The organism is Methylomonas sp. MED-D (assembly GCF_050276835.1).
Taxonomy (GTDB): Bacteria; Pseudomonadota; Gammaproteobacteria; order Methylococcales; family Methylomonadaceae; genus Methylomonas; species Methylomonas koyamae_A.
The window spans coordinates 2,768,214-2,786,111 of sequence record NZ_CP189965.1; the positions used below are offsets into that span (position 1 = coordinate 2,768,214).

General features: G+C 48.3%; 16 protein-coding genes. 15 read left to right on the top strand and 1 reads right to left on the bottom strand.

What is annotated here, in order from left to right; all coding sequences use genetic code 11:
* Positions 1 to 14: 14 nt before the first annotated feature.
* Positions 15 to 1,922: an ATP-dependent zinc metalloprotease FtsH gene (gene ftsH, locus ACQE3E_RS12205; RefSeq protein ID WP_313730240.1), complete on the bottom strand. Its 1,908-nt coding sequence runs from the start codon at positions 1,920 to 1,922 to the stop codon at positions 15 to 17.
* Positions 1,923 to 2,253: 331 nt separating this feature from the next.
* On the opposite strand from ftsH, the gene ACQE3E_RS12210 reads away from it, so the two are divergent.
* From ACQE3E_RS12210 to ACQE3E_RS12280, 15 genes are all read left to right on the top strand, one after another.
* A complete protein-coding gene (locus ACQE3E_RS12210) occupies positions 2,254 to 3,210 on the top strand; it encodes a hypothetical protein (protein WP_313730239.1) in 957 nt (318 codons plus the stop codon).
* On the top strand, positions 3,203 to 4,288 hold the full coding sequence (locus tag ACQE3E_RS12215) for a flavin monoamine oxidase family protein (RefSeq protein ID WP_427500584.1): 1,086 nt from the start codon (positions 3,203 to 3,205) through the stop codon (positions 4,286 to 4,288). The genes ACQE3E_RS12210 and ACQE3E_RS12215 overlap by 8 nt, the downstream gene beginning before the upstream one ends.
* Positions 4,289 to 4,305: 17 nt before the next feature.
* Positions 4,306 to 4,773: a hypothetical protein gene (locus tag ACQE3E_RS12220; protein WP_064029692.1), complete on the top strand. Its 468-nt coding sequence runs from the start codon at positions 4,306 to 4,308 to the stop codon at positions 4,771 to 4,773.
* A gap of 3 nt (positions 4,774 to 4,776) precedes the next feature.
* Positions 4,777 to 5,397: a glutathione S-transferase family protein gene (locus tag ACQE3E_RS12225; RefSeq protein WP_064029694.1), complete on the top strand. Its 621-nt coding sequence runs from the start codon at positions 4,777 to 4,779 to the stop codon at positions 5,395 to 5,397.
* A gap of 402 nt (positions 5,398 to 5,799) precedes the next feature.
* Positions 5,800 to 6,603: a spermine synthase gene (locus tag ACQE3E_RS12230; protein ID WP_168031660.1), complete on the top strand. Its 804-nt coding sequence runs from the start codon at positions 5,800 to 5,802 to the stop codon at positions 6,601 to 6,603.
* Positions 6,600 to 8,759, top strand: a complete 2,160-nt coding sequence (locus tag ACQE3E_RS12235; RefSeq protein ID WP_313730237.1) for a YgiQ family radical SAM protein — start codon at positions 6,600 to 6,602, stop codon at positions 8,757 to 8,759. The genes ACQE3E_RS12230 and ACQE3E_RS12235 overlap by 4 nt, the downstream gene beginning before the upstream one ends.
* A 132-nt stretch (positions 8,760 to 8,891) precedes the next feature.
* Entirely contained in the window at positions 8,892 to 9,722 is an 831-nt protein-coding gene (locus tag ACQE3E_RS12240; RefSeq protein ID WP_313730236.1) for an ABC transporter permease, read from the top strand.
* Positions 9,723 to 9,741: 19 nt separating this feature from the next.
* Positions 9,742 to 11,004 carry a polysaccharide ABC transporter ATP-binding protein gene (locus tag ACQE3E_RS12245; protein ID WP_313730235.1) on the top strand — a complete coding sequence of 421 codons (1,263 nt, stop codon included), beginning with the start codon at positions 9,742 to 9,744 and terminating at the stop codon, positions 11,002 to 11,004.
* A complete protein-coding gene (locus ACQE3E_RS12250) occupies positions 11,001 to 11,687 on the top strand; it encodes a class I SAM-dependent methyltransferase (protein ID WP_313730234.1) in 687 nt (228 codons plus the stop codon). Before ACQE3E_RS12245 ends, ACQE3E_RS12250 begins: the two co-directional genes overlap by 4 nt.
* Complete coding sequence (locus ACQE3E_RS12255; protein WP_313730233.1) at positions 11,684 to 12,640, top strand: glycosyltransferase family 10 domain-containing protein; 957 nt, start codon at positions 11,684 to 11,686, stop codon at positions 12,638 to 12,640. Before ACQE3E_RS12250 ends, ACQE3E_RS12255 begins: the two co-directional genes overlap by 4 nt.
* 78 nt (positions 12,641 to 12,718) lie before the next feature.
* Complete coding sequence (locus ACQE3E_RS12260) at positions 12,719 to 13,363, top strand: FkbM family methyltransferase (protein WP_313730232.1); 645 nt, start codon at positions 12,719 to 12,721, stop codon at positions 13,361 to 13,363.
* A gap of 135 nt (positions 13,364 to 13,498) precedes the next feature.
* A complete protein-coding gene (locus ACQE3E_RS12265; protein WP_427500585.1) occupies positions 13,499 to 14,368 on the top strand; it encodes an alpha-1,2-fucosyltransferase in 870 nt (289 codons plus the stop codon).
* Complete coding sequence (locus ACQE3E_RS12270) at positions 14,365 to 15,399, top strand: glycosyltransferase family 2 protein (RefSeq protein WP_313730230.1); 1,035 nt, start codon at positions 14,365 to 14,367, stop codon at positions 15,397 to 15,399. Before ACQE3E_RS12265 ends, ACQE3E_RS12270 begins: the two co-directional genes overlap by 4 nt.
* Before the next feature lie 4 nt (positions 15,400 to 15,403).
* Positions 15,404 to 16,645 (top strand): glycosyltransferase, encoded by a 1,242-nt coding sequence (locus ACQE3E_RS12275; protein WP_313730229.1) that lies wholly within the window; start codon positions 15,404 to 15,406, stop codon positions 16,643 to 16,645.
* The gene (locus ACQE3E_RS12280) at positions 16,632 to 17,891 is read left to right on the top strand and encodes a glycosyltransferase family 2 protein (protein ID WP_313730228.1); all 1,260 of its coding nucleotides are present in this window, start codon (positions 16,632 to 16,634) and stop codon (positions 17,889 to 17,891) included. Before ACQE3E_RS12275 ends, ACQE3E_RS12280 begins: the two co-directional genes overlap by 14 nt.
* The last annotated feature ends 7 nt before the right edge of the window (positions 17,892 to 17,898 follow it).

Genomic DNA, 17,898 nt, shown 5'->3' on the forward strand with positions numbered 1-17,898 from the left:
CTCTATCCTCTAATTCAAATACCGGCCAGCGCCGCCAACATATCATCGCGCTGGATCACCTCTTTTTCCTGCAGCAAGTCGGCAAGTCTGTCCAGCTGAGCGCGCCGGCCGGCCAGCACACCCGCCGCCCGATTTTCGGCCTCCTCCAACAATGCGCAGATTTCGGCGTCGACCGCGCGAGCGGTCTCTTCGCTGTAATTGCGCTGCTCGCCGACATCGCCGGGCAGAAATTGCAATTGCTGACGTTGGCCGTAGACCCTCGGTCCCAGTTTTTTGCTCATGCCCAAGTAGCACACCATGTTACGGGCGATTTCGCTGGCGCGCTCCAGGTCGTTTTGCGCCCCGGTCGAAACGCTACCCAGCGCCGATTGCTCGGCGGCGCGGCCGGCCAATAGGATGGCCAACTGATCTTTCAACTCAGCTTCGGTGGACAGATATTTTTCCTCGACCGGCAGTTGCAACGTGAAGCCCAGTGCCGAGACTCCGCGCGGAATAATGGAAATTTTATGCACCGGCTGGCCGGTCGGCAAGTTTTCCGCGACCAGGGCGTGCCCGGCCTCGTGGTAAGCCACCCGGCGTTTTTCGTCCGGCCCCAGAATGCGATTTTTCTTTTCCGGACCGGCCATCACGCGATCGATAGCAGCCTCGAAATCGGCCATCGTCACGGTTTCTCGGCCGCCGCGGGCGGCCAGGATGGCCGCTTCGTTGGCGATATTCGACAAGTCCGCGCCGACGAAGCCCGGCGTGCGCTTGGCAACGGTCTGCAAATCCACGTCATCGGCCAAACGCATCGCCTTGCAATGCAGCGTCAAGATCGCCACCCGGTCGATCAAATCGGGTTTATCGACGACGATTTGCCGATCGAAGCGTCCGGCGCGCAATAAGGCCTTGTCGAGGATCTCCGGCCGATTGGTCGCGGCCATCACCACGACGCCGGCAGTCGCGTCGAAGCCATCCATCTCGGTCAATAACTGGTTCAGGGTTTGTTCGCGTTCGTCGTTGCCGGGCATGGCCATCGGCCCGCCGCGACTGCGGCCGATCGCATCGAGCTCGTCGATAAAAATAATGCAAGGCGCTTTTTGGCGGGCCTGCTCGAACAAATCCCGCACCCTGGCCGCGCCGATGCCGACGAACAGCTCGATGAATTCCGAAGCGCTGATGTTGAAAAACGGCACCCCCGCTTCGCCGGACACCGCCCTGGCCAACAGCGTCTTGCCGGTACCCGGCGCGCCGACCAACAACACTCCTTTGGGCATCCGGCCGCCGAGTTTTTGCAATTTTTCCGGGGACTTTAAAAAGTCGATGGTTTCCTTCAGTTCCTGTTTGGCGCTTTCGGCGCCGGCCACGTCTTCGAAGGTGGTTTTGACCGCTTCTTGTTGGATTCTGACCTTGTTGCCGAGGTTCAGAAACGACCGCCCCGCCCCGCCGGTCATTTTCGGTAACAGCCACATCCAGATTCCGGCGAAAATCGCTAGCGGTATCACCCAGTTAAACAGCAGATTGCTCAGCCAATTGTCGCCGCTACGCACCACGTATTCGACCCGGTGTTCCTGAAGTTGCTTTCCCAAGGCGTCGTCCCACAGCGGCACGGTAAAAAACTGCTTGCCCAGAACCTTGTCTTCGGTCTTGAGGGTACCGTTGATAAAGCGTTGCGTCACCACGGCTTTTTCGACTTGGTTGTCGTTGACCAAGGCCAAGAATTGGCTGTAGGGAATTTCGCGGCCTTCGATACGCTCGCCACCGGCCAGTATCGACAACAATAGCACGCCGACCAAGGCATACCAAAACCAGCGAGGCGACCTAGGCTTATCACCGTCGGCGGCGGGCGCTTGCTGCTTCCAAGCCCGATAATGGTCTTGCAACCACGCCCAAGCCGCCGACCACAATTTCGCCAGCGCTTCGATTACTTGCTTACCCGTCATGACCACCCCCGGTTATTGGTTATTATCTCGGAAAAAATCGGTTCTTCGTCGCGTCCCGTGCTCGATCAAGTCGACAGCCTACCAGACTTTCGGACCGGCGCGAGTTCGTCGCCGCGCGGCGCCATTCGGCGTCCGGATTCGTCGGCCTAAGTGCCGAAACCAGGCGCGTGACAAATTCTTAGTCGATTTGTCGTCTCTCCGACACAAGCCACCTCGGATATCTTAGGCTTACGGCCTCGGTAAGCCTTCCCTGATTTTACCCACATGTCAACAAGTTACGGCTTTCAGTCCGCAATGCCGCCACAAGCGGGACGCTTGGCCCCGATTTTGTATGGCCGAGTACATGACCAACCATTCGCAGCCGACAGCCGACCCCAGCGAACACATTTTTCCGCTGCCTGGACGCCAACTACCGCCGAAAGCCGGTATCCACCCGATGGCGGCGATTTCGCCCGGCCGGCGCTACCCGCTCAATCCGAATTTCGCGAACATTGCCGGCGGCATCGATGGCCTGATCGGCGGCTACCGTTTATCCCTGGACAGAGCCGAGATCCTGCCGATAGTTCCGAACCAAGGCACTGCTCACGGCTTCGTCTGGGACGAGGGCCGCCTGCCGGTCGGCGTCGCGACTGAGTTGGCCGCGTCGCACGGCGGCGGCGGACGCAGCCGCCTGACCTTGCACGCGGCTACTCTGGAAGGACTCGAGGTCAAACTGATTCAGCAACTACCGGTGTTGAACATCACCCCGAGGTTTGCGGTGGAGTGGGAAACCCGCGGCCACGGCGCACAGCTCGGCGTCGTGCAGCTAGTCGAATCGGCCCGCACCGCCCATTTCGCCGACGGCGGCACGTTGAACCTACTGAATACCTCGAGCGCCAATACCGGGCCGGTTTTATATCTGGACGATCCCGGCGCGCCTTCGCCAGTCATTCCGGTGTGCGGCTTTCAAAACGCCGATGAAACCAGCCGCTTCGAGTTCAGCGAGTCGGTGCGCCAGCCAATTTACGCCGAATTGGACGGCCAACCGGTCGCGTCTATCAGCGTCCTGGAGCAATACACGCTGTACTTCCTAGCCAACGCCGCGCCGGACCGGCCGGATGATTTCATTTGGACACCAGTGCATTTGCCGATCGTTTGGGGCTGGAGCATACGAGTGCAACAACGCTTCGACGGCGTTTGGGACATATTTCGGCGTAAGCTGATCATGCCGACACCGTCGACCGAAGCGCCGCCGTTACCGACCTGGACCGACAACAGCCTGCGTTGCCGGACTCCGTTGGATGTCTGAACTGTTGGAGGTTGCGATCGTCGGCGCCGGATTGTCCGGCTTGGCGCTAGCCGAACGGCTATCCGCCGCAGGCCGCGCGGTCGGCGTATTCGAAGCCCGCGACCGCTGCGGCGGACGCATATTGTCGGTGCCGTTGGCGGACAATTTAACAGTCGATTTGGGCCCGACCTGGCTGTGGCCCGGTAGCCAACCACGCATTGCCGCGCTGTGCCGTCGACTGGGATTGACATTATTTCGCCAAGCCGACGCAGGACAAAGTCTTTATAAAATCAGCGCGGACACCGTGCCGGTCGGCTATCACGACCGGCAAACCCACGCCGATGCCTGGCGCATTCAAGGCGGCTGCGCCGCATTGATCGATGCGCTGCTAGCCAAGCTCGCCGACATCGATATCCGCCTGAATCAAGCGTTATTGCGAATCGTCGACCGCGACGATCACGTCGAACTGAGCTTTTCGACCGTCAACGGAACCGACACCGTCCGAGCCAAACGCGCGGTCTTGACCGTTCCGCCGCGTTTGATGGCCGAACGAATCGCCTTCGTTCCGGCCCTGTCGGCCGACTTGTTCGAAGCATGCCGGGCCACCCCAACCTGGATGGCCGGCCACGTCAAGGCGGCAGTGGCCTATCCGAGCGCCTTTTGGCGCCAACAGGGCTGGTCCGGCAACGCGGTGTTACCCTACCCCGGCGCGATTTTGTCGGAAATTTACGACGCCGAAGACCCGCGCGGTGAGTTCGGCGCCTTGTTCGGCTTTTTTGGGATACCGGCCGAATTTCGCGACCGCTATCGTGCGGACTTGCCCGGCTTGCTGATTCACCATTTGTCCGAGCTCTACGGTCCGGGCGCGGCCGAGCCGTTACGATCGACGATACAAGACTGGAGCTTGGAGGCCTATACCGCCACCGCGCTGGACCGGCTGCCGCCGATAGGCCACCCCAATTACGGCCACCGTTGGTTGCAACTGGACCATTGGACCGACAAACTTTATTTCGGCGGCACCGAAACCGCCGCCGAGCACGGCGGCTATCTGGAAGGCGCGCTGGTCGCGGCGGAAAGAGTCTACGCCGCATTAACCTGAACCCTTCCGGAGTCACGATGACCGAACACCCCGTAAACACCGAAAGTCTGGCGCGTTTTGCCCGTCAGGCCGCCGAGATTAAAAGCGCCGCCCGATCCAGTTACGACCGCCTGCTGGCGGCGGATTTATCGCGGCAACGTTGGGACGGCTGTTTTCAACGCAATGTGCTGGCGGTGCTGGCGCAAGTCTACGACCAGGCTGCAAACGTACTACAAACGTTGCCGTTTGCCCCGGACCCCACGCCATTGGATAGGGGCATGTCCGCGCTGACCAAATTGGTGCTGGCCGAGTTCGACGGCTTTATCGAGACATTCCTCGCCTATGTCGTGGATAAACACCGCACGTCCTGCGCGTTGTCTAACTTCCCCGACGAACACAAACCCGATCGGGATTATCTCGAGGTGGTGAAACGCGATATCGCCCAGTTATGGCGGGAGTTTGCGGTCAACGTCAACAACCGATTTCTCGCCTTAACGACGGAGTAAACCATGAAGTTTTACATGACCCCCGGCTCGTGTTCGACCGGTATCCACATTTTGTTGGAAGAATTGGAACTGGTCTTCGAAGTCTATCCTGTCAATTTGTTGGCCGGCGATCAACTAAAACCCGAATATCTAGCGATCAACCCCAAGGGGACGATTCCGACGCTGGTGCGCGACGACGGCGGGACGTTGACCGAGTTCAGCGCAATCGCTTACTGGCTGGCACGCCGTTACCCCAAGGCTGGCCTGTTGCCGGGCGATGCCGACGGCGACGCCCGCGCGATAGAACTGATGGCACACGCGGTCGGCACCCTGCACGGCGCCGGTTTTGCCCGGATTTTTACGCCGGAAAAATTCGCCAGCCAATCCGCCGACATCGACGCGGTCAAAGCGCAAGGCCTGGAGATCGTCCGGCGCGGATTTGAGGTATTGAACGACAGTTTACCGACGGCAGGCTACGCACTGGGTCAATTCAGCATAGCCGACGCGGCCTTGTTCTACCCCTGCTTCTGGGCCGATAAAACCGCCATCGAGCTACCGGAACGTTGTCTGAATCACTATCGCCTGATGCTGACCCGGCCGGCAGTCCGGCAAGTGCTAATGGAAGAAGGTTATCGGGTGAACTAAGCAAGTCACCCGTAATTACCCGCCGGGCTGGTTGATCGCTCGGCTTTCGACAAGCCCGGTTGTCGGCGCTGGCGGCGGCTTTCTCCGGCCTGTCCTAAGACAAACTAGGGAAAAGTCGAGAAACTCGCATCGGAACGCGATATTCGTGGCGTTGTCTTGGGTATTTCTTCTTCGCATGAAACGCCCTCGATAAGAGTAACGCCGTCGGCGCGACGAAGTTGTCGCACTCCCACGATGACTTTCTACTGACTTCAGCTACTTTTTTTTACCGCAAAGTCCGGTTCCAGACTCGGGCCGCGACCAGTCGGCACACGCGTCCCTTTCCGTCACCCGCAACAATTCGCAAGACAATTATCGGTTTTTCAAGGAAAATACCGGGGATTTTCAACGTTTCCGCGTTACATGTACAAATACGACGGCCTGGTTATCCACCAAAGCCACGACGACGAGGGCATCATCGAAGTCGTCGATAACGATGGGGTTCGAGCTCTGCATTTCGGTTCGCACGCCCGGCAAAGCTCGATGTTGATCGCCGAACCCGACCGCCTGCATTCCCTGTACGCCCGCGCGATGATGGCCGGCCTGCTGTTTCAGCCGCCGCCCAGGGATACCCTGCTAATCGGCTTGGGCGGGGGCACGATCGCCAAGTTTCTGCTCCATCAATTTGCCGACTGCCGGGTGCGGGTGGTCGAGTTTCGCGGCAGCGTTTTAAAAGTGGCGCGCAGCCATTTCAGCCTGCCCTTCGATGCCCGCTTGAAAATTAAAATCGGTTGCGGCGCCCAACACGTCAGACAATATTCCCGCGAACATGGCGAATGCCACGATCTGATCATGATCGACGCCTATGACCACGACGGCATGGCCCCCGAGGTCAGTAGCGAAGCCTTTTTCGACGCCTGCCGAACCTTGCTGACCCGCGACGGTCTGTTGGTCATCAACCTTTGGGGTACCGACAAGCCGATGTTTCAACAAGTCAGTTGGAATCTGGGCCGGGTGTTCAACTGGCGGATGCTGTTTTTGCCGGTGCGCGGTCGCGGTAATATCATTGGCTTCGCCTTCGGCGATCAAACCGCGAAACCCACCCTAAAAAATCTGATAGACCGGGCCAAGCACCTGGAGCAACGCTATCAAATCGAATTTCCGACGTATCTATTGGACTTAAAACGCCACAATCCCAACGTTTTCAACCGGATCATCAAACCGTGATACACAACGCCCCCAACCTGTTCGGCTACAAAAAATACTGGGCTCACCGCTTCGGCCCGGCGCCGGAATTGCCGATGAGCCGCGCCGAAATGGACGCCTTGGGCTGGGATGCCTGTGACGTGATATTGGTGACCGGCGATGCCTACGTCGATCATCCCAGCTTCGGCATGGCGGTGATCGGCCGGGTGCTGGAGGCGCAAGGTTTCCGGGTCGGCATCATTTCCCAGCCGGACTGGCACAGCGCCGACGACTTTCGTACGCTCGGCCAGCCCAAGCTGTTCTTCGGTGTCACCGGTGGCAACATGGATTCGATGGTCAACCGCTATACCTCGGACAAGAAAATCCGCTCCAACGACGCCTACACCGCCGACGGCGCCGCCGGCAAGCGCCCGGACCGCGCGGTCAATGTGTATTCGCACCGCTGCCGCGAAGCGTATAAAAACGTGCCTATTATCATCGGCGGCATCGAGGCGAGTTTGCGCCGCATCGCCCATTACGACTATTGGTCGGACAAGGTGCGCAAGTCGATATTGCTGGATTCCAAGGCCGATTTGTTGGTGTACGGCAATGCCGAACGGCAGGTCGTCGAAATTGCCCATCGCTTGGCTAAAGGCGAGAGCATTCACGATTTGAAAGGCATTCGCGGCACCGTGCACTTCGTCAAACAAGTGCCGCAAGGTTGGATCGAAAAAGATTCAACCGACATTGACAAGCCCGGCGCGGTCATCGTCCACCAAAATCCGTATCAGGAGATGCCGGCATGCGAGGATAAACCCGTAGGAGGGGCTTTAGCCGCGACTGATAGTTTGAGCGGGGCTGACGCTCCTCCCACGCATCGTGAACAAGTCATCCAATTCAAACCGATCGCCAACAAGAATCGGGCGCAAACCGTGATTCGCCTGCCCGATTACGACGCGGTCAAGGACGATCCGATTTTGTACGCCCACGCTTCGCGGGTCATGCACGGCGAAACCAATCCCGGCAATGCTCGTGCGCTGATCCAACGCCACGGCAATCGGGAAGTGTGGATCAATCCGCCGCCGCTACCGCTAACCACCCCGGAAATGGACGGCGTGTTCGATCTGCCCTACTCGCGCTTGCCGCATCATGCTTACGGCAAGGCCAACATCCCAGCCTTTGAGATGATTCAGCATTCGGTGTTGATCATGCGCGGCTGTTTCGGCGGTTGCAGCTTTTGCTCGATCACCGAACACGAAGGCCGCATCATTCAGAACCGCTCGGAAGATTCGATCATTCGCGAAATCGAAGCCATCCGCGACACCTCGCCCAACTTCACCGGCCACATTTCCGACCTGGGCGGACCAACCGCCAACATGTGGCGGCTGGCCTGCAAGGACCCGAAAATCGAGGAGTCCTGCCGCAAGCCATCCTGCGTTTATCCCGGCATCTGCCACAACTTGAACACCGACCAGACGCCATTAATTAAGCTGTACCGGCGCGCCCGCGCGCTGCCAGGCATCAAAAAAATCTTCATCGCTTCCGGTCTGCGTTACGACATCGCCGTCGAAACCCCGGCCTATGTAAAAGAGTTGGTGACTCACCACGTCGGCGGCTATCTAAAAATCGCGCCCGAGCACACCGAACAAGGCCCGTTATCGAAGATGATGAAACCCGGCATGAGCAGTTACGACCGTTTCAAGGCGATGTTCGACAAATACTCCAAGGAAGCCGGTAAGGAACAGTATTTGATCCCTTACTTCATTGCCGCCCATCCCGGCACCACCGACCAGGACATGCTCAATCTCGCACTGTGGCTAAAACGAAATGGTTTTAGAGCCGATCAGGTGCAAGCCTTTTTGCCGTCACCGATGTCGATCGCGACTGCGATGTACCACTCGGGCAAGGACACGCTGCATAAAGTCGGCCGCAATGTGCCGGATATCGCGATTCCGCGTGGCGACAAGCAACGCAAGTTGCACAAAGCCTTTCTACGCTACCACGACCCGAAAAATTGGCCGCTGTTGAGGGAGGCTTTGAAACAAATGGGACGCGCGGATCTAATCGGTAATGGCAAACATCAACTGATTCCAAATTTTCAGCCCAAGGGCGACGCAGCGCCGCAGTCGCCAAAAATGCGTTTTGCCACCAAACACACCCAAGAAAAATCGCAGCCCGTCAAGGGCCGGCGGCGCTGAATCAGGCGTCATTGCCGCCAAAACCGTCCGTCAGTCGAGAAAATGCCGGTCTGAGCCGGCGTGGCTTCTCCCGTCTCAGCGATTTTCCGCTAAACTTTCGCTGCCTATACTTCCAACTTGCCCAAACAACCGATGTCCGGCCGTCCCCAAATCGTCATCACGCCAACAAAAACCCTAGGCGACTCCGGCCGGGAACTATGGGAATATCGGGATTTACTCTACTTTCTGGCTTGGCGCGACTTTAAAGTCCGCTACAAACAAACCGCGATTGGCGCGGCTTGGGCGATCATTAGGCCGTTATTGACGATGCTGGTGTTCACAGTAATCTTCGGCAGAATCGCCAAACTGCCAACGGAAGGCGAAGCACCTTATGCCATCATGGTGTTTACCGCGATGCTGCCCTGGTACTTTTTTGCCAATACCCTCAGCGAATCGGCGAATGCGGTGGTTAATAACTCCGCGATGATCAGCAAAGTCTATTTTCCGCGCATTATCGCGCCGACCGCACCGTTACTGGTAAACATCGTAGATTTCCTAATTTCATTCATATTATTGCTGGCGCTGATGGCATGGTATCGATTCCAGCCATCGATTTATATTTTTTTGATGCCTTTATTCCTGTTATTGGCGGCCATCACCGCCCTTGGTATAGGTTATTTAATATCGGCGCTTAATGTCAAATACCGGGATTTTCGTTACGTTATTCCTTTTATCGTACAGATAGGTTTATATATTTCGCCAGTCGGCTTTAGCAGCCAAGTCGTACCGGAACAATGGCGGATATGGTATTCCTTAAATCCGATGGTTGGCGTTATAGATGGGTTTCGCTGGATGATAATTGGTAATGGCGCCAATATTTATTGGGATGGTTTTATGCTATCTAATGCAATATCTCTGACATTATTCTTAATTGGTTATAGATACTTTATGCATACAGAACGGCAGTTTGCCGACAGCCTTTAAAAAACACGATTAAATTTTAATGAGTTGCGCAATTAAAGTCGAAAATCTCGGCAAAAAATACATTATTAAGCATCAGCAGCAAAGCCGTTATCATTATAACAGCCTGGGAGAATCTCTAAGTAGGCGCTTTAGAAATCTAACTAAAAATTTATTACACCCATTACAAAGCGATACTAATTTCGAAAACACCGAAGAATTCTGGGCACTCAAGGATATTAATTTTGAAATAGAACATGGCGACCGGGTCGGGATAATCGGCCGAAACGGTGCAGGCAAATCAACTCTATTAAAAATACTAGGCCGCATAACCCACCCCAGCACCGGAAGAATTACCATTAATGGCCGCGTATCAAGCTTGCTGGAAGTCGGCACAGGATTTCATCCTGAATTAACTGGTAGAGAAAATATATTCTTAAACGGCGCGATATTAGGCATGCGCAAGCACGAGATTCAAAGAAAATTCGACGAAATCGTTGATTTCGCGGAAGTAGAAAAATTTTTGGATACGCCGGTCAAGCATTATTCCTCGGGTATGTATGTCAGACTAGCTTTTGCCGTCGCAGCGCACTTGGAGCCGAATACCCTAATTGTAGATGAAGTGCTGGCTGTAGGGGATTTGCAATTTCAGAAGAAATGTATGGGAAAAATGAGCGCCATCGGCAAAGAGGGAAAAACGGTTTTGTTCGTAAGCCATAATATGGCGGCAATTAGTGCTCTGTGTAGTAAAGCCATGTTGCTTGGTAATGGGAGTAATCTCGCCATGGGAGATGTATCTAAGGTGACACTCGAGTATTTGAAGGAAGGCAATACTATTAAAGTCTTGCTTCCTTTGCAAAAAGATGAATTGATTATCCATGAGTTTTACGTACAACAAACTGGAGTACGAGTTGACCATATTGATGGAGGACAATCATTTAACGTAAACGTAAACTTTGAACTTTTGAAGACGGTAAGCGCATTTAGACTCGGCATATACTTTAAACTTCCTACCGGAGACGTGGTATTTAGGTCTTTTTTGGCAGATTGGGAGCCAACCTATGAATATATCGAATTAGGTAGATACTCGGTTACGTTAAAGGTCCCGCCTAATTTAATATTTCCAGGCACCTATCAAGTTCTTTTGCACGCCAGCAAGTATGGAGTTAAAGATTATTTAAATAAGAGCCACATAATAAAAGAGATAAATGTATTGCAGCCGAATAATTTTAATCAAACGCATATAAATGAAACCTTTAATTCACACATACTAATGCCTGAAAAATGGCTAGTAGAAAAGTTATGAGAAGTGTAAAAACACTCATTAATAAAATAATTTACATGTTCCCCTGGCTTAATTGGATAATGTTAGCTTACCCATTTAGAAAAATGATTAATTCATTTGCATATCATTGCGGGGTATATAAGAGAATTGGCAAACGCTTTAAGGGCTTGCATCTTGGTGCAGGAAGTCTAATTATTCAAAATTATCTCAATATCGACGGAAATCCTGCTTCCAAATGTGACATTGTAGCCGGGGTGGAGAAGATCCATCTCCAAGACTGCACAGTTGACAATATTTACACTTCGCATGTATTTGAACATATTCCTAGAGGACGAATATCCTTAGTGCTCAAGGAGTGGCACAGGGTATTATCCCAAGACGGCAAAGCGTATATTTGTGTACCGGATATGGAGGTTTTATGCAAGATATATTTAGAAGGGTTACCCAGCTATCGCGGTAGCCCGGATGTGCAGTCGCGTGTTGATTTAGCTTGCGACGTAATTTTTGGCGGCCAGATTAATCAATATGATTACCACTATTATGGCTATTCATTCGAAACTTTGCTACGGTATTTGAAGGATGCTGGATTTTCTGATGTAAAAATGTTCGACCGCGAAAAGATGACAGAATATCCTAATAGTGATGCATCCTTTGCAACCATTAATAGACGGCCTATTTCGCTTAATGTGGTTGCCTCAAAGTGACTAAAGTCAAACTAACAACTTCGTTTCCAGCTTGGCCTCTATTACGTCAGACACCCGGGTGGCGTGGTGAATGGGATGGTTATAAATTCTACGTAAATGATGACGCGATTATAGATTGCGATTATTGGGTTGTTTACGACGGTTTATTAAAGCCAGAAACAGCAATATGTCCAAATGACAATATAATTTTTATTGCATCCGAACCGCCTGATATTAAGCACTATAGCTCAAATTTCCTAAATCAATTCTCATTGGTGATATCCTGTGACAACACCATTGATCATCCAAACAATCTCATTGAGCAGCAATCATTGCCATGGATGGTAGGTATCAGACAGCTACACGGAAAATACGAGACATTATTAGATTTTGACACTCTTAACTCTTCTACAAACAATATTGTCAAACAAAAATTGTTATCTGTTATATGCTCTACAAAAACTATTACAAAAGGGCAAAGACAAAGATTATCTTTTATAGAAAACTTGGCAGAAAAGCATGGTAATAAGATAGACATCTTTGGTCGTGGCTTTAACGAAGTCCCTGACAAATGGGACTCAATTGCTCCATATAAGTACCATTTAGTCATGGAAAATAGTGATATTAATGACTATTTCACAGAAAAACTTACCGATGCATTTCTTGGTCGAGCATATCCTATTTATTGGGGCTGCCCTAATTTGGAAAAGTATTTTCCAAAAGAATCATTTTTTAGGATACAACTAGGAGATTGGCCTAAAATCAGCGAGATTATCGACAGCGAATTATATGAAAAATCAATAGGGCATATTGATGTAGCAAGAAATATGGTACTTCATAGATATAATTTGTTTTCGATGCTTACAAGCAAATTTAAGCAAAAAAAAACATCACCCACAAAAAGAACACAAACAATATTCCCTGAAAAAATAAGTAAGCTCTCTAGAGTTTCTTATCTCACAAAAAAATTTTAACTAATGATGTTAACTAAATATTTATGGAGAGTAAGGCTAACTTTCAGACAGGCACTACGACTTATAGCAGTTATTGCTATGAAACTTGGAGATAAAGTTTATCAAAGCGATCTTGAAAAAAACGTCGCACTTTGGAATCAAGATCGGGGAAATGAAACACATCGCTTGCAATATGAAGGAATTAGCAGAGACTCACTAGTCCTAGATGTAGGTGGCTATAAAGGCCAATGGGCGAGCGATATATATGCGATGCATCGATGTAGAATCTATATCATTGAACCTGTTGAACAGTTTGCGGAAATTATTAAAAAACGATTTACTCACAACTTAGATATTTCCGTGTTCGTCACAGCTTTGTCTGATGAGAATAGAATAGGTATGATTTCGATGGAGCAAAACGCATCTTCATTACTCAAAAAAGCTAATGAATGCGCACAAATAGATATTGTAGATGTAGTTGATTTCTTCAAAGAAAACAATATTGAGTCCGTCGCAATAATGAAAATTAATATTGAAGGAGCAGAATATCAACTACTTGAACGCATCCTCAATTCTGAGTTAGTTGAAAAAATTCAAAACTTGCAAATCCAATTTCATGACTTTATACCAAATGCTGAAGAAAAGAAGAAACTCATCCAAAAAAAACTTTCACATACCCACGTCTGCACGTATGAATATCCATTTGTTTGGGAAAACTGGAGTCTAAAATCAACGCTGCGGTAGAATAATACGTTATATATTTAAGCTAAATTTAGCTTAAAATAACATTATAGCGCGGCAATACAAAAAAAAGATACCAAGTGCATTGTGGAATGTGCATCATAAACTACTAGTTATTTTATAAATACTCTCATGATCATGCAGAACATTATCGGAGGCCTTGGAAACCAAATGTTTCAGTATGCTTTTATATATGCACAGAGCAGAATCCGAAACACATCATTTAAATTAGATATCAGCAGTTTTAAAACATACCCTTTGCGGAAATACACATTAAACCGATACAATATTAAAAATATAACTGCCTCATTTAAAGAAATAGATCAACTAAAGTTTAAGCATGAAGGCACTCTAGAGAGATTAACAAGAAAACTACAACACAAACCGAGACCTTTGGCATCTTCTTACTATAAAGAATCAAGCATGGAATTTGACCCAAATGTCTTCAATCAGAATGGTGACATTTATTTTGATGGTTATTGGCAGAGTGAGCGTTATTTTCACAACTATAGAAATGAACTATTGGACCAGTTTACGTTGAAATCGTCTATTCAGGAAAAAACTAAAAAATATCTAGAGATATTATTTTCGTGTTCGTCGATAAGTTTGCATATCAGGCGCGGGGACTATATAACCAATAAAACAACCAACAGCATACATGGGGCTTGTGATATTTCTTATTATCGAAAAGCCATGTCTCGGGTAATGATGGATATTAAACAGCCTAATTTTTTCATTTTCAGTGATGACTTAACTTGGGCTAAAGACAATTTATCAATTAACGAACCTGCTACGTTTATCGAACTTGATAATGAGTTTTCTGATTGCGATGAAATATTTCTAATGAGCCAGTGCAAACATAATATTATCGCTAACAGTTCATTTAGCTGGTGGGGAGCATGGCTCAACCAAAATCCGGAAAAAACTGTTATTGCCCCACAGCATTGGTTTCGTGATAATACTTTACAAACAAATGACATGATACCGGTAACTTGGATCAGATTATGAGTCCTCCGTTAATTTCAGTGATAATGCCTGTCTACAACGGCGCAGAATATTTGCCCGAATCAATTGAAAGCATACTTAAACAAAGTTTTATAGATTTCGAGTTTTTGATAATTGATGATGGATCAACAGACAACACATTTGAAATAATAAAAAAATATGCAAATTTAGACCATAGAATACAAGCCATCCATAACAAAAATAATATAGGCATAGCATCATCATTGAATATTGGTTTAGCACGCTCAAAGGCGCCATTGATTGCAAGAATGGATGCTGATGACATTTCCACAACAGATCGCCTTGAAAAACAATGGAACTTTCTTAAAAACAACCCTGAAATTGATGTAATTGGTTCTTACTATAGGATTTACGAATTTTTATGGCGCATAGTAAAAACACCTTCCAATCACGAAAATATACTGCCTAGACTACTATTTGATACAAGCTTTTTTCATCCCACTGTAATGTTCCGAAAACACACAGTCTTAGAATCAACTAATGGCTATCGAATAGAAACCACACCTGCCGAGGATTACGATTTATGGTGCAGATTGGCTGAAGACAAAAACATCATTTTTTCGAACATAAAAGAAACTTTACTACGTTACCGTATACATCCAACTATAGAACGCGTTGAATATTTAGATAGACAGTTTCAAAAGGCCAATGCCATTCGTAAACATCAATTAACGAAACTAGATTTATACCCAAATGAAAAAGAATTTATGTGTCACAGTTTTATGGCAAATCCCAATTTCTTTACCCTAACTAACATTCCATCACTTATGGATTGTTCGCGTTGGTTACATAAGATTGAAAATGCGAATTTAGAAACACAGATATATTCAAAAAAAACCTTAAGACAAGAACTAGAGTTTAGATGGACAACAGCTTGTCTACGCGCTGCATTTGTAAGACCAAGCGCAGCTTTAGAATTTATTCAGAGTGATTTGACCCCCCATTCATTAACCAAATTTTATTACGCACTGATAATGATATGGAGATATATAAAACACCGCCTCACTAAATAATAATATGTATATTGCTGTCATTAGCAAATCCGACGCTACAGGCGGAGGGGCCAGCCGAATCGCCGCAGGCTTAACGCAATTGCTAAATAATTCTCAGGACGACGAAGCTCATCACTGGGTTGGACGTCCCGGCGTAAATGCCGATTGGTATACCTTCAAATTACACGGCGGTCAATGGCTATCCTTACTTCAAGGCACATTCGCCATATTTTCCAGAGTAATTGGCTTACCAGATTTTCTTACTCCCGAGTTATTGATCCATTTACTGAGAAAACGCACTAGTTACTTGCTATATCACTTTCACGATATCTCCTTCACCTTTTCGCCCATTTCCTTAAAGTGGCTGGCTAAACGTAAGCCGGTTATTTGGACGTTCCACGATTGCTCTCCGTTTACTGGCGGTTGTATCGCCCCCATGGATTGCAATGCTTTATATTCAGGATGCAAACATTGCCCACAACTTGATAAATTGCCGTTGGGAACATCCATTGACTTAACCGGCTATATGCAACGCTATAAGCTAAACTTATTAAACCAACTACCTGTTATACCTATAATGCCTTCCCGTTGGTTAGCGGAGCAAGCCAAACGAGTAGTGAAATTTAAAGTCGATCCTATCATTATTCCTAATTACGTTGACTTAGATATTTATAAACCATTAGATAAAAACTCTGTTAGAAGAATTTTAGGCTTACCGCTCGATAGATTTATTGTATTGCTATCAGCAACTAGCTTATCCGACCACCATAAAGGTAATCATTTAGCTATTACAGCACTAAAGCAGAGCGGCATCCATCCGTTTATCATCGCCGTAGGGAAGCTGGAGCGACATCAAAAACACTTTTTTCAAGACCTTGACGTAAAAGTTACCGGATATATTTATAACGATCAATTATTAGCGCAATATTACGCAGCTGCTAATATATTTTTATATCCAACACTTGCCGATTCTTTCGGTTGTGTGGCCATTGAAACCATGGCTTGCGGAACACCAGCCATTGCTTTTGCAACAGGTGGCGTCCCAGAAGTTATTGAACACAACAAAACTGGCTGGTTAGTGAAAACCGGTGATGTACAAGGCTTAGTCGATGGCTTACATTATGCCGTTAATAATCCTAAACTATTAGAGGCATGGCGTACTGCCGGCCTGCAAAAAGTAAAAGCACGCTACACCAAAGAGCTATTCTTGGCGGCACATTTAAAAATCTATCAGCGAGTTTTAAATAACACTTATGCAGACCTCTAAAGTTGCAATTGTCATAGTAACATGGAATAAAAAAACATTCGTTTTAGAGCTGTTAAAGTCATTACAACTTCTTAGTTATCCAAATTACGACGTGGTCGTGGTCGATAACTGCTCTACCGACCAAACAAGCGACGCTATCGCGGAATATTTTCCAGACACCATTGTCATAAGCAACCCAGAAAACACCGGAGGAGCCGGCGGCTTTAATATAGGCTTGCAATACGCACAAGATAACGAGTATACCTATTGCTGGCTACTGGATAACGATGTAATCGTCGATAAAGATGCATTATTGTATTTGGTCAATACTTTGGAAAGCACTCCAGATGCCAGCATCTGCGGTTCACAAATATTAATAGTCGGCAGCGACATTGTACAAGAATGCGGTGGCAATATTAACTGGAAAAAGGCCAACATTACATTAAACAATCATGGCAAACCCAGGCATTTAGATAAATCGACATCCGGCGCTATCGAGGTTGATTACTGCGCTGCTTGCTCCATGCTCGCCAGGATGACCGATGTCAAACTTTATGGAAAAATCGATCCGGAGATGTTTATCTTCTGGGATGACATAGAATGGTCAACACGAATAAAGTCCTTCGGCAAAATGATACTCTGCAACACAAATTCTGTTGTTTGGCATCATTTCAATGGTTACAAGCCATCCAATGTATGGCGTGTTTACTACAGAGTCAGGAACAAGCTATATTTTTTCAACAAATACTCAAAATCTAAAACTGCCCTAGCCAAGCTTTTAGCAATTTACGAAGAACTGCAGGAATTTTACCACTACATGGGGATTGTCGATTATTCTTATTCTGTTGAATCAGCCATTACTGATTTTAAAAATGATATTCGAGGAAAATGGCCTTCCCAGGCTTACATCCCAACCACGGCCACACACTTTAAACCAGATATTATTCCCGATAACAATTATTTGGTAATTTATGATCATAATTATGGTCAACTAAGCTATTCAGCATTTGGCGATAACACAATACATTATGTCATAGACACCAATTTGTCCGCCACTAAGTTTTCGTTAGCGTTATTAAAATCGATTATTAGGCCTTCTATCGCAGTTGGCAATCAGTTAAATATATTTATGCTATTTTCTAGCTTTGCTATTCTCTTAACAGAAAACGGATCACGCGTCATTAAAAACAGCAAAATTAAAAACACAGCATTTATTATTTATCGCTGTATTTTTTTTGCTGGAAAATATATTTCTCAATTTAAATGAGAATTGT